8 protein-coding genes are annotated in these 13,776 nt (G+C 67.8%); 6 read left to right on the top strand and 2 right to left on the bottom strand.

What is annotated here, in order from left to right; all coding sequences use genetic code 11:
* Window positions 1-30 precede the first annotated feature (30 nt).
* Window positions 31-195, bottom strand: a complete 165-nt coding sequence (locus ACO05L_RS04305; RefSeq protein WP_421730937.1) for a hypothetical protein — start codon at window positions 193-195, stop codon at window positions 31-33.
* Between the two features lie 139 nt (window positions 196-334).
* Window positions 335-796, bottom strand: coding sequence for a TetR family transcriptional regulator (locus tag ACO05L_RS04300; RefSeq protein WP_421730936.1), 462 nt, complete (start codon window positions 794-796; stop codon window positions 335-337).
* A gap of 277 nt (window positions 797-1,073) precedes the next feature.
* Here ACO05L_RS04300 and ACO05L_RS04295 point away from each other — a divergent pair, with 277 nt between their 5' ends.
* The 6 genes from ACO05L_RS04295 (at window position 1,074) to ACO05L_RS04270 (ending at window position 13,721) form a co-directional block, all read left to right on the top strand.
* Complete coding sequence (locus ACO05L_RS04295; protein ID WP_421730935.1) at window positions 1,074-2,288, top strand: efflux RND transporter periplasmic adaptor subunit; 1,215 nt, start codon at window positions 1,074-1,076, stop codon at window positions 2,286-2,288.
* Between the two features lie 7 nt (window positions 2,289-2,295).
* Window positions 2,296-5,556 (top strand): efflux RND transporter permease subunit, encoded by a 3,261-nt coding sequence (locus tag ACO05L_RS04290; RefSeq protein WP_421730934.1) that lies wholly within the window; start codon window positions 2,296-2,298, stop codon window positions 5,554-5,556.
* Complete coding sequence (locus ACO05L_RS04285; protein WP_421730933.1) at window positions 5,556-6,980, top strand: efflux transporter outer membrane subunit; 1,425 nt, start codon at window positions 5,556-5,558, stop codon at window positions 6,978-6,980. The genes ACO05L_RS04290 and ACO05L_RS04285 overlap by 1 nt, the downstream gene beginning before the upstream one ends.
* 153 nt (window positions 6,981-7,133) lie before the next feature.
* Window positions 7,134-8,579 carry an NAD(P)-dependent oxidoreductase gene (locus ACO05L_RS04280; RefSeq protein WP_421730932.1) on the top strand — a complete coding sequence of 482 codons (1,446 nt, stop codon included), beginning with the start codon at window positions 7,134-7,136 and terminating at the stop codon, window positions 8,577-8,579.
* On the top strand, window positions 8,576-13,096 hold the full coding sequence (gene gltB / locus ACO05L_RS04275; RefSeq protein ID WP_421730931.1) for a glutamate synthase large subunit: 4,521 nt from the start codon (window positions 8,576-8,578) through the stop codon (window positions 13,094-13,096). The genes ACO05L_RS04280 and gltB overlap by 4 nt, the downstream gene beginning before the upstream one ends.
* A 7-nt stretch (window positions 13,097-13,103) precedes the next feature.
* Window positions 13,104-13,721, top strand: coding sequence for a DJ-1/PfpI family protein (locus tag ACO05L_RS04270; protein WP_421730930.1), 618 nt, complete (start codon window positions 13,104-13,106; stop codon window positions 13,719-13,721).
* Window positions 13,722-13,776 lie beyond the last annotated feature (55 nt).

The raw sequence follows: 13,776 nt of genomic DNA, 5'->3' as shown, positions 1-13,776 counted from the left end.
GGCTGCGTGCGATCCTGATTTTGCTTGGGTTCAGGTCAGCTGCGTCCACACCGCTCCGGAGAGCAGTCCAATAAGTACGGTGAGAATAAGCGTGGTCAGACCGACCGGAACGAGCCCGCCGAAAACGTCAGCACGGGACGCGGCGAGCGCCTTGGCTCCCCCTGCAGTCCGGTCATGACGAATAGCTTGGCTCACGGCCCGCTCCTGATTACCGGCGCATAAAGCCAGATAGAACGGCGCCGCACAAGACGAATGTGCACGAATTTTCCAAATTGTCGCTCAAGCACTGGCCTTGGGGCAAAATCGACCCTCATCCTGCATCATGAGTGCAGATTCAGTCGTCGATAAGACTCTGCAGCATCGACGCGAGCCGTTTCTGCAGCCGTTGGCATTGGTCCGCGGTCAGGTTGAAGCCGCCGGAAATGTCACGGCTGACGGTCAACCCCATGATCAGACCGGCCGTCAGCCGCGCCCTGATCTCGGCGTCCACGCCCCCGACCCAGTCTGTGAAGGGCTCATAGAAGCGGGTCTGCGACTGGCGCACGATGATCTCGGCCGCCTTGGGCGAGGCGATCGAACGCAGCATGATCAGAAGCCACCTCAGCTTGAACTCCTTGCGGGGTCCATAGATGACGTCGTGGGCCATACGCTCGCCGAAGGTCGCCCGATCGCCAGCCATAAGGTCGGCGCCGTTCCCGCAATCCTCCAGCACCGCGCCGAACAGATCTTCCTTCGAACCGAAATAGCGAGAGATCAGGGCCGGATCGACGCCCACGTCGCGCGCAATGTCGCGCATGCCGACGCGGTCATAGCTGTCCGCAACAAATCGCAGGTTTGCGGCGTTTAGAATCGCTTCGCGCGTGGCCGCGGCGTTCCTCGGTCGGCTGCAAAGCTCGAAACCCAATGTGATGTCCTCAATAGCCCCAGGAAGACTATGGCTATGTCATCACCTGTTGACAAGCCCTTCGCAACTGCACAATAAGCAAGTCATCAGGTGTTGACCTGAGGCCGGGCACCCCCATTTGCGCCGTGGTCCCGTCACTCGCCGAACACATCCAAGCAGGAGTCCGCGCATGCGCAGACTGAAGATCGTCGCCGTATCCGCCATGATCGCGGCAGCCCTATACGGCTGCGCCAAGACGGAAGCGGCCGGCCCTCCGCCTGCCGCTCAGGTCACCGTGGCCAACCCCCTGTCCGAACGGATCGTCGATTGGGACGACTTCACCGGCCGGTTCGAGGCGACCCAGACCGTGGACGTCCGCGCCCGCGTCGGCGGCTATATCCAGTCCGTGCATTTCCGTGACGGCGACTTCGTCCGTCGCGGCCAACTGCTGTTCACCCTCGACCCCCGCCCGGCTCAGGCCCAGGTCGCCGCCGCCCGCGCCACCCTGGCTCAGGCCCAGGCCCAGGTCACCCTGGCCCGCACCAACCTGACCCGCTCGGAAGGCCTGCTGGCCTCGCAGGCGGTGTCCCAGGCCGAGGTCGACACCAATCGCGGCGCGCTCCTGACCGCCGAGGCCGCCGTCGCCTCGGCCAACGCCAACCTGCGCGCTCGCCAGTTGGACCTTGAGTTCACCCGCGTCACCGCGCCCGTCTCGGGCCGCGCCTCCGACCGTCGCGCCGACGCCGGCAACCTGGTCGCCGGGGGATCGTCGGCCGCCGACGTCCTGACCACCATCGTCTCCTCGACGCCGATCTATTTCGTCTTTGACGGGTCGGAAGCCACCCTGCTGAAGTATCAGCGTCAGGTGCGCGCCGGCGGCGGGGCCCCTGTCCGCATCCGTCTGCAGGACGAGGCCGATTTCAGCCGGTCCGGCACGCTGGACTTCACCGACAACTCGATCAACGCCTCGTCGGGCACCATCCGCCTGCGCGCGGTGGTGCCGAACGGCGACGGCTTCCTGAAGCCCGGCATGTTCGGTCAGGTCCGGGTCGCCGGATCGGGCGCCTATGACGCCCTGCTGATCCCAGACGCGGCCGTCAGCGCCGGCGCCGACCGCCGCACCGTCTCGGTGGTCGCGGCCGACGGTTCGGTCACGCCGCGTCCTGTCGAACTGGGTCCGCTGATCGACGGCCTGCGCGTCATCCGCTCGGGCATCACGGCCCAGGACCGGGTCATCATCAACGGCGGCTCGCGCGTCCAGCAGCCGGGCCAGAAGGTGAAGGCCGTCGCCGGTCAGATCACCCGCACCCAGACCACGAACACCGCGCCCGTCACCTACGCCCCGCCCGCCGCTACGGCGACCTCAGCCAGCGCCCTCTCGGGCTCGGTAGCGATCGGCGACTGAGACACACATGAACATCTCGCGCTTCTTCATCGACCGGCCGATCTTCGCGGCCGTCCTGTCGGTGTTCATCACCCTGGTCGGCGTCTTCGCCTATCCCCTGCTGCCCCTGTCGCAGTATCCCGAGATCGCGCCGCCCACGATCACCGTGAACGCGGCCTTCCCCGGCGCCTCGTCGGAAACCCTGGCCGAGACGGTCGCCGCGCCGCTTGAGCAGGAGATCAACGGCGTCGAGGGGATGCTCTACATCTCCTCGTCCTCGACTTCCGACGGTTCTGTGGCGATCACCGTCACCTTCGAGCCAGGCACCGACCTGGATGCTGCGCAGGTGCTGGTCCAGAACCGTGTCGCCCTGGCCGAACCCCGCCTGCCCGATCAGGTGCGCCAGACCGGCGTGGTGGTCGCCAAGGCCTCGCAAGGCTTCCTGTTGATCGCCTCGGTGACCTCGCCGGGCGACACCCTGTCGCCAGACTATCTGGGCAACTACGCCAACACGACGATCCGCGACCGCCTGCTCCGCATCGAAGGCGTCGGCGGCGTCAACATCTTCGGCGGCGGCAACTATTCGATGCGGGTCTGGATCGACCCCGCCAAGGCCGCCGCTCGCAATCTGACGGCCTCCGAAATCGTCGGCGCCCTGCGCGCCCAGAACATCCAGGCCGCCGCGGGCTCGATCGGCCAGCCGCCCTTCGCCACCAACGCCTCCGCCTCCGCCTTCCAGGAACCCATCCAGGTCCAGGGCCGACTGTCCACGCCGCAAGAGTTCTCTCAGGTCGTTCTGAAGACCGACACCACAGGCGCCGTGACCCGTCTGGGCGACATCGCCCGGGTCGAACTGGGAGCCGAAAGCTATGGCATCCGGGGCTTCTTCGACGGTGAACGCGGCGTCGGCATCGCCATCGTTCAGCAACCTGGCGCCAATGCCCTTGGCACCGCAAACCGCGTCATGGCCGAACTGGACCTGATCCGCGCCGACATCCCGCAGGGGATGGAGGTCAAGATCGCCTACAACCCGACGGAGTTCGTCGCCGCCTCGGTCGAGTCGGTGCAGCACACTCTGATCGAAGCCGTGATCCTGGTCGTGCTCGTGATCATGATCTTCCTGCAGACATGGCGCGCTGCGATCATCCCCATCCTGGCCATCCCCGTCGCCCTGGTCGCCACCTTCGCGGTGCAGCTGGCGCTCGGCTATTCGATCAACTCCCTGACCCTGCTGGCCCTGATCCTGGCCGTCGGCATCGTCGTCGATGACGCCATCGTGGTGGTCGAGAACGTCGAGCGTCTGATCGGCGAAGGCCTGTCGCCGCGCGACGCCGCCTATCGATCCATGCAGGAAGTGTCCGGCGCCCTGATCGCCATCGGCCTGGTGCTGGTGTCGGTGTTCGTGCCGACCATGTTCGTGCCGGGCATTCCGGGCATCTTCTATCGCCAGTTCGCCGTCACCATCGCGGCGGCCTCGGTGACCTCGCTGTTCGTGTCCCTGACGCTGTCGCCCGCCCTGGCCGCCCTGCTGCTGAAGCCGCACAAGGAAGGCCATGGCGAGCGCAAGCCCGGCGTCCTTGGCACGGCTTTCTATTACGTCGGCTGGGCCGGTCGTAAGTTCAACCAGGGCTTTGACTGGCTGTCCGACCAGTACGGCCGCCTGACCGCGCGTCTGGTGCGCATGCTGGTGCTGGCTCTGGTGGTCTATGTCGGTCTGCTGGCCCTGACGGGCTGGAGACTGATGGACACGCCATCCGGCTTCATCCCCGAACAGGATCAGGGCACCCTGATCGGCGTTATCCAGCTGCCTGCAGGCGCCTCGCTGGATCGCACCCAGGAGATCGTCCTGCGCGCCAAGGACATCATGGAGGCCCAGGAGGGCGTCGAGGGCACCGTCGCATTCGCCGGCCTTGACGGTTCCAGCTTCTCGTTCGGTTCCAACGCGGGCACCATCTTCGTCCGTCTGGCCCCGCATGCGGATCGCACCACCAAGGAAACCACCGCAGCCGCTCTGGCCGGAGCCATCACCCAGGCCACCGGCAACATCGAGGAAGCCCGTATCTTCGTCATCGCCCCGCCCTCGATCCAGGGTCTGGGCACAGGCAACGGCTTCAAGATGATGGTGCAGGACCGGACCGGCGCGGGCTATCGCGCGCTGGAAGGCGCCACCTTCGCCATGATGGGCGGGGCGGCTCAACAGCCCGACCAACTTCAGCAGGTCTTTTCGACCTACAACACCGCCTCGCCGCGCATCGCCGCCGATGTCGATCGCGACAAGGCGCTGATGCTGGGCGTCCAGCCGTCTGAAGTGTTCTCAACCCTCGGCATCTATCTGGGGTCGTCCTACATCAACGACTTCAACATGGCCGGCCGGACCTATCGGGTCACGGCCCAGGCCGAGCCCGCCTATCGCGACGACCTGGCCGACATCGCCAACCTGAAGGTCAAATCGACCTCGGGCGCCATGGTGCCGATCGGATCCCTGGCCAATCTGCGCCAGGACTCGGGTCCGTCGCGGATCGTGCGCTTCAACCTGTTCCCGGCCGCAGAGCTGCAGGGCCAGGGCGCGCCCGGCGTGTCTTCCGGCCAGGCCATCTCCAAGATGGAGCAGATGGCCGCCACGACCCTGCCGGACGGCTTCTCGTACGAGTGGACCGAGCTGGCCTATCAGGAGAAACAGGCCTCGGGCGGCGCTGGCGTTATCTTCGCCATGTCCGTTCTGCTGGTCTTCCTGGTGCTGGCCGCCAACTACGAGGCCTTCACCCTGCCTCTGGCGGTCATCCTGATCGTGCCGATGTGCGTGCTGGCGGCCATGCTGGGGGTCAACGCCCTGGGCTTGGACAACAACATCCTGGTGCAGGTCGGACTGGTGGTACTGGTGGCCCTGGCGGCCAAGAACGCCATCCTGATCGTCGAGTTCGCCAAACAGGCCGAAGAGGACGAGGGCATGAACCGCTGGGACGCCGCCGTCTCGGCCGCCCGCACCCGTCTGCGGCCGATCCTGATGACGTCGTTCGCCTTCATCCTGGGCGTGCTGCCTCTGGTCCTGGCCGAAGGGCCCGGCGCCGAGATGCGGCAATCCCTGGGGGCCGCGGTGTTCTTCGGCATGATCGGGGTCACGGTCTTCGGCCTGCTGTTCACGCCCATCTTCTACGTGCTGTGCCGTGGCCTGGCCTCGCGCATCCCGCACGAGCCGGAGAAGACGCCGCCGGCGCCGACGACCGGTTCGCACCACCAAGACCCCAACGCTCCGCTGCCGGCTGCCGGCCCGCGCACGGGAGACCTGTAATGACGACCGTTTCCACCCTTTCCCGAATCCTCGCCGTGAGCGCCGCCGCGTCAGTATTGACGGCGTGCGCGGTGGGGCCGAGGGCGCCCGACGCCGACCTCCCCCTGATGGCGTCGGGCGCCTTCACAGGCTCTCAGACCGCAGCGGTGTCGCCCGACGCTGCCCGCGACGACTGGTGGCGGCTGTATCAGGACCCCACGCTGGACGCTCTGATCGCCCAGGCCTTCGCCGAGAACAATGAACTGGAGGCCGCCGCCGCGAACCTGCGCGCCGTGCGGGCCTCGCTGTCCGAAGCCCGCGCCGGTCGCTTCCCCGCGACCTCGGCCTCGGCCTCGGGTCAACGCAGCCAGGGGTCGGCTGCGACCAGCGCCACGGGCGCGCAACTGCCCGAAGCGGATGTCTATGACGTCGGCCTCGACGCCTCTTACGAGATCGACCTGTTCGGTCGGATCGGCTCGTCCATCCGCGCCGCCCGCGCCGATGCCGACGCCCAGGAAGCCGCGCTCAACACCGTTCGCGTCACCGTGGCCGCCGAGACGGCCCGCGCCTATGCCGACGCCTGTTCGGCCAATGCCCAGATCGGCGTCGCCGAGCGCACCATCGAACTGCAGCAGAACACCGCCGACCTGACGCGGCGCCTGCTGGAAGGGGGCGCCGGCACCGGCCTGGACACCGCCCGCGCCCAGTCGGCCCTGGCCTCGACCCGCGCCAGCCTGCCGACCCTGCGCGCCGCCCGCGACGCCGCCCTGTTCCGCCTGGCCACCCTGACCGGCCGCACGCCCGCAGAGGCCAGCGATGCGGCGCGTCAGTGCGCCCGCCCGCCGCAACTCAGCCAGCCCATCCCGGTCGGCGACGGCGCCGCGCTTCTGGCCCGTCGCCCCGATGTGCGTCAGGCCGAGCGCCAGCTCGCCGCCGCCGCCGCGCGGGTCAATGTGGCGACCGCCTCCCTGTATCCGACCATCAGCTTGGGCGGCTCTTTCGGCTCGACGGCCCTGGACAGCAGCGACCTGGGCGACGACCAGAATTTCCGCTTCAGCTTCGGCCCGCTGATCAGCTGGTCCTTCCCCAACATCCTGGTCGCCCGCGCCCGGATCGCACAGACCGGCGCCCTGACCGAGGCCGCCCTGGCGACCTTCGACCAGACGGTTCTGGCCGCCTTGCAGGAGACCGAAACCGCCCTGTCGAACTACGCCAACGAGCTGGATCGGCGCCAGGCGCTGTCGGAGGCCCGGGATCGGGCTGCCGACGCCGCCCGCCTGTCGCGCCTGCGCTTCGACGCCGGCGCCGACAACTTCCTGACCGTGCTCGATTCGGAACGGACGCTGGCTTCGGCGGATGCGACCCTGGCCCAGTCGGACGCCTTGGTGACCACCTATCAGATCGCCCTGTTCAAGGCCCTGGCCGGCGGATGGGGCCAGGGCTAGGCGCGAAACGTTCGCAACTGCGAAGTTGCAGTACAGGTCGCCGCTGCCAGTATGGTGCCGATCCGCGACAGGAATATGCCGATAGACCCTCTAAAGGCCCGTTCATGCGGAAATGATTTGCCGTGAGGCCTCATTTTTGATTTTGATCCCGCCATGCAACAAATGGGATCATCCGGCCCGAAAGGGTTCGTCGTTCAACCGCGCCGCCTGCCCAAGGCGGAGGCGCAGATTCGCGTACAGGATTTTGGCGAGATCATCGTCAAACCGACCACGGAGAACGTCGAGGCTCAGGCCGGCCGCTGCACCGACTGCGGCGTGCCCTTCTGCCAGAACGCCTGCCCGTTGCAGAACAACATCCCCGACTGGCTGGGCCTGTCGGCCGAGGACGAGATGCGCGAGGCCTGGCGCATCGCCTCGGCCACCTCGACCATGCCCGAGATCTGCGGCCGCATCTGTCCGCAGGACCGTCTGTGCGAGGGCGCCTGCACCCTGAACGTGTCGGGCTGGGAAGCCGTGACCATCGGCTCGGTCGAGGCCTTCATCGGCGACACCGCCTTCGACAACGGCTGGGTCGAACCGATCCGCCCGCTGCATGAGCGCGCGGAATCCGTCGGCATCGTCGGGGCCGGTCCCGCCGGTATGGCCGCTGCCGATCGCCTGCGTGAACAGGGCTATCAGGTCACCATCTATGACCGCCACGACCGTGCGGGCGGTCTGCTGATGTACGGCATCCCCGGCTTCAAGCTGGAGAAGCGCGTGGTCCAGCGGCGCATCGATCGCCTGGTCGACGGCGGCGTGACCTTCGTCACCGGCTGCAACGTCGGCGTCGACGTGACCTTGGATGACCTGCGCGACAAGCATGACGTCGTCCTGCTGGCCATGGGCGTCTATGCCGCGCGCGGCCTCAGCGTGCCGGGCTGCGGTCCGGGCGACACCGTCGCCGCGCTCGACTACCTGATCCACCAGAACCGCCGCGATCTGGAAGACCCCGAAAACGAAGGCTGGCATCACGCCAAGGGCCGCAAGGTCGTGGTCATCGGCGGCGGCGACACGGCGATGGACTGTGTCCGCACCGCCATCCGCCAGGGCGCAGAGTCCGTCGTCTGCCTGTATCGCCGCGACAAGGAAAACATGCCCGGCTCGGCCCGCGAGGTCGCCAACGCCGAGGAAGAGGGCGTCCATTTCGAATGGCTGGGCGCGCCCAAGGCCCTGATGTCCAGGGACGGCGCCGTGACCTCGGTCCGCACCGCCCGCATGGCCCTGTCCGAGCCCGTCTTCGGCCAACGCCGCGACATCCAGGTCGTGCCCGGCGGCGACTTCGACATCCAGGCCGACCTGGTCATCGAGGCCCTGGGCTTCGAGCCTGAGAACTTCGCCGCCCACAATCCGGAACTCGCGCTTACCGACTGGAAGACCGTCAAGGTCGCCCGCTTCGGCCAGCCCGGAGCCGGCTTCGCCACCTCGATCCCCGGCGTGTTCGCCGCCGGTGACGCCGTCCGCGGCGCCTCGCTCGTCGTCTGGGCCGTCCGCGACGGCCAGGACGCCGCCGCCGAGATCGACCGTTATCTGCGTACCCGTACCGAAGAAGTCGCCGCATGACCGTTTCTGAAAACTGGCTGGACAAGTACCAGGACGACCGCGCCCGCCTGATCGCCGGCAACGCCTATGAGCCCTCGTCCGAAAAGGACGCCTGCGGCGTCGGCCTGGTCGCCGCCATCGACGGCAAGCCGCGTCGCGAAGTGGTCGAACTGGCCATACGCTCGCTGAAGAACGTCGCCCACCGCGGCGCCGTGGACCCCGACGGCCTGTCCGGCGACGGCGCCGGTCTGATGGCCGAAGTGCCTCAGGCCTTCTTCGCCGAGCAGGTCCGCCTGATCGGCCAGACGCCCAAGCCCGGCCCCATCGCCATCGGCCAGATCTTCCTGCCGCGCACCGACCTGGGCGCCCAGGACCGCGCCCGCGCCATCGTCGAGACCGAGGTGCTGCGCGCCGGCTTCTATATCTATGGCTGGCGTCAGACGCCGATCGACCTCAGCGTCGTCGGCTCCAAGGCCGGCGCCACCCGGCCCGAGATCGAACAGATCATGCTGGCCGCCCCCGCCGATCTTATCGAGGACGGCGAGGCCATCGAACGCGCCCTGTTCCTGTGTCGCCGCCGCATCGAGAGCGCCACCCAGGCCGAGGGCCTGCACGCCTTCTACATCTGCTCCTTCTCGGCCCGGTCGCTGATCTACAAGGGGATGGTCCGCGCCGAACTGCTGGACCAGCTCTATCCCGACCTCTTGGATCCGACCTTCCAGTCGGCCTACGCCATCTTCCACCAGCGCTATTCGACCAACACCTTCCCCGAATGGCGGCTGGCCCAGCCCTTCCGCATGCTGGCACACAACGGCGAGATCAACACGCTAAAGGGCAACCTGAACTGGATGCGGTCGCACGAGATCCGCATGACGGCCCAGGCCTTTGGCGAGCACGACGCCGACGTGAAGCCGGTCGTCCAGCCCGGCGGCTCCGACTCCGCTGCCCTCGACAACGTCTTCGAGGTCCTGGTCCGCGCCGGTCGTCCCGCGCCCATGGCCAAGGCCCTGCTGATCCCGGAATCCTGGTCGAATGACGAAGGGCTGATGAAGCCCGAGCACCGGGCGCTCTACGCCTACTGCAACGCGGTGATGGAGCCGTGGGACGGCCCCGCCGCCATCTGCGCCACCGATGGCCGCTATGTCGTCTGCGGTAAGGACCGCAACGGCCTGCGCCCCTTGCGCGCCTGCGTCACCCACGACGGCCTGCTGCTGGCCGGCTCCGAAGCGGGCCTGGCCGAGGTGCCCGACAGCCGCATCTCGCACCGCATCCCCATCGGCCCCGGCCGGATGATCGTCGCCGATCTGAAGACTGGCCGGATGCTGGACGAGGTCGAGTCCATCGACGCCCTGGCGGCGGCCCACCCCTATCAGCAGTGGATCGACAACATGGTCGATCTGGAGCCCCTGATCGGCCCCGGCCCCGAGCCGCGCGCCACCACGGGCGAGGCCCTGACTCGCCGCCAGATCGCCTCGGGCTATAGCCGCGAAGACCTGGACATGCTGCTGGATCCGATGATCCGGGACGGCAAGGAAGCCCTGGGCTCCATGGGCGACGACACCCCGCCCGCGGTCCTGTCCGACCTGCCCCGTCCCCTGGCCCACTATTTCCGCCAGAACTTCTCGCAGGTCACCAACCCGCCCATCGACCCCTTGCGTGAAGCGGGGGCCATGAGCCTGAAGACCCGGTTCAAGAACCTGGGCAACATCCTGGCCGAGGACGAGGCCCAGACGAACGTCTTCGTGCTGAACTCGCCGATCCTGACGACCGGCATGTACGAGCGGATGCTGGGCGTCGTCGGCGCCGGGACCACGGTCACCATCGACTGCTCATATCCCTTGCCGGAAGAGGGCGACCGACCCGGCGCCGGCCTTCGCGCCGCGCTCGACCGGATCGCCGACGAGGCCGAGGCGGCGGTCAAGGGCGGCAGCGCCCTGGTCGTCCTGACCGACGAACGCGCCTCCGAAAGCCGCCTGTCGATCCCGATGATCCTGGCCACCGCCGGCGTCCATCTGCGCCTGACCAATGTCGGCCTGCGCAGCTTTGTGTCGATCGTCGTCCGCTCGGCCGAGGCGCTGGAACCCCATGGCGTCGCCGTCCTGGTCGGCGTCGGCGCCACCGCCGTGAACCCCTGGCTGGCCCAGGAGATGTTCCAGGACCGCCTGGATCGCGGCGCCTATCCGGGCATGTCGCTGCGCGACGCCTGCCTGAACTACAAGGCCGGTCTGGAAGCCGGTCTGATGAAGACCCTGGCGCGCAAGGGCATCTCGGTCATCTCCGCCTATCGCGGCGGTTGCGAGTTCGAGGTCCTGGGCCTCAGCCGCGCCCTGACGGCCGAGTTCTTCCCCGGCGCTCCGTCGCGGATTTCCGGCATCGGCCTGGCCGGTCTGGAGACCCAGTCCCTGCGTCGCCATGCGGCGGCCTGGACCGAGGCCGTCCCCTCGCCGGCCATCGGCGGCTTCTTCCGCATCCGGGCAGGCCAGGAATCCCACGCCCACGACGCCAAGACGATCCACCTGCTGCAGGACGCCTGCAACCGCGGCGACTACAAGCGCTTCAAGCAGTATTCCGACGCCGTCCGGGCCCAGCCCGACAATGCGCCGCGCGATCTGCTGGACTGGCGCGAGGGTCTGACCGCAGTCCCGGTCAATGAGGTGGAATCCGTCTCGGATATCAGGAAGCGCTTCCTGACCCCCGGCATGTCCCTGGGCGCGCTGAGCCCTGAGGCGCACGGCGTGCTGAACGTGGCCATGAACCGCATCGGCGCCCGCTCGGTCTCGGGCGAGGGCGGCGAGGATCCGGAGCGTTACGCCACCCGTCCGGACGGCGACAACATGAACTCGGCGGTCAAGCAGATCGCTTCGGGCCGGTTCGGCGTCACCGCCGAATACCTGAACCAGTGCCGCGAGATCGAGATCAAGATCGCCCAAGGCGCCAAGCCCGGCGAGGGTGGCCAGCTGCCCGGCTTCAAGGTCACCGAGTTCATCGGCAAGATGCGTCACGCCGTTCCGGGCACCACCCTGATCAGCCCGCCGCCGCACCACGACATCTATTCGATCGAGGACCTGGCCCAGCTCATCTATGACCTGAAGTCGATCAATCCCGACTGCCGCGTCACGGTGAAACTGGTGTCCGCCTCGGGCATCGGCGCCATCGCCTCGGGCGTGGCCAAGGCCAAGGCTGACGCCATCCTGATCGCCGGCCACAACGGCGGCACGGGCGCCTCGCCCCAGTCCTCGATCAAGCACGCCGGCCTGCCGTGGGAGATCGGCCTGGCCGAGACCCATCAGGTGCTCAGCCTGAACAACCTGCGCAGCCATGTCGTGGTCCGCGCCGACGGCGGCATGCGCACCGGCCGCGACATCGTCATCGCCGCCATCCTGGGCGCCGAGGAGTTCAACATCGGCACGGCGTCGCTGATCGCCATGGGCTGTCTGATGGTGCGTCAGTGCCATTCCAACACCTGCCCGGTCGGGGTCTGCTCGCAGGACCCGCGCCTGCGCGAGAAGTTCACCGGCACGGCGGACAAGGTGGTCAACCTGTTCAGCTTCATCGCCGAAGAGGTCCGCGAAATCCTGGCCTCGCTGGGCGCGCGGACGCTGGACGAGATCGTCGGCCGCACCGAACTGCTGCGTCAGGTGCGTCGCGGCGGGTCGCACCTGGACGACCTGGACCTCAACCCCCTGCTGGTCCGCGTCGAATCCGAGAAGAAGACCTGGGCCGAGAAGGGCCGCGCCGAGGTTCCCGAAACCCTGGACGCCCGCGTGCTGAACGACGCCTGGGCCTTCCTGGATCGCGGCCAGACCTCGGAACTGACCTATCCGATCTCCAACGTCATGCGCACCATCGGCGCCGGTGTGTCCTCGGCCATCGTGCGCCGCTGGGGTCCGACCGGACCGACCGGCGTTCTGAAGCTGAAGCTGAACGGATCGGCCGGCCAGTCCTTCGGCGCCTTCGCGGCCAAGGGTCTGAAGCTGGAACTGACCGGCGAGGCCAACGACTATGTCGGCAAGGGCCTGTCCGGCGCCGATATCGTGGTCAAGCCCTACGAGTACCGCGAGAACCAGCCGGCCATCGGCAACACCACCCTGTATGGCGCGACCTCGGGGCGGCTTTTCGTGGCCGGCAGCGCAGGCGAGCGGTTCGCCGTGCGCAACTCCGGCGCCCATGCCGTCGTCGAAGGCCTGGGCGCCCACGGCTGCGAATACATGACCGGCGGCCGCGTCGTGGTCCTGGGCCCCGTGGGCTGGAACCTGGCGGCGGGCATGTCGGGCGGCGAACTGTTCGTCATGAGCTCCAAGGCCCAGATCGACCTGGCCCTGAACGGCGACCTGGCCTCGCAAGCCGACCTCGACGAGGCCGCCGGCGAACGCCTGCTGGAACTGGTCACGGCCCATGCCGCCGCCACGGGTTCGCCCCTGGCCCGGCGTCTGCTGTCCAACTGGTCCGACAGCCTGACGAAGTTCGTCCGCATCATCCCCACGCCCGCCAAGACCCAGGCGCTGGAGCTTGAGCCCGTCGTGGCGGTGCCGGCCTAAATTCGCCATGCAAATCGCGATCTTGACCCTCGACGGCTTCAATGAGCTCGATTCCTTTATCGCGGCCGGCATCCTGAACCGGATGAAGGGCCAGGGCTGGCAGGCGCACATCACCTGTCCTGAGCCCGAGGTCACCTCCATGGCCGGGGTGACGATCCAGCGCCAGAAACCGCTGGAGTTCCTGGCCGAAGCCGACGCGGTCCTGGTCGGCAGCGGCGTCAGGACGCGGGACTACGCCGCCGATGCCGTCTTCCTGGCGCGCATCAGACTGGACCCGTCACGTCAGCTGATCGGCGCCCAATGCTCCGGCACCTTGCTGCTGGCCCGGCTGGGCCTGATCGGCGACCTGCCCGCCTGCACAGACCTAACGACCAAGCCCTGGGTCATGGAGGCGGGGGTCAATGTCGTGGACCGTCCCTTCGTCGCCCATGGCAATGTCGCTACGGCGGGCGGCTGCCTGGCCTCCCAGTATCTGGCCGCCTGGATGATCGCGCGACGGGCGTCCCCTCAAGACGCCGAAGAGGCCATCCGCTACGTCGCGCCCGTAGGCGAGAAGGCCGAATACGTCGAACGGGCCATGGCGGCGGTGAACCCATTCCTGACCGTGACGAACGCGGCAGCCTAGGGCGACATCAAGGATTGCTGAAATCAGTTTGAACGCTGATGGTTCATCCATCCGA

The organism is Brevundimonas sp. (genome assembly GCF_965227765.1).
Classification (GTDB): domain Bacteria; phylum Pseudomonadota; class Alphaproteobacteria; order Caulobacterales; family Caulobacteraceae; genus Brevundimonas.
This window is presented reverse-complemented; position numbering and strand designations above follow the sequence as displayed.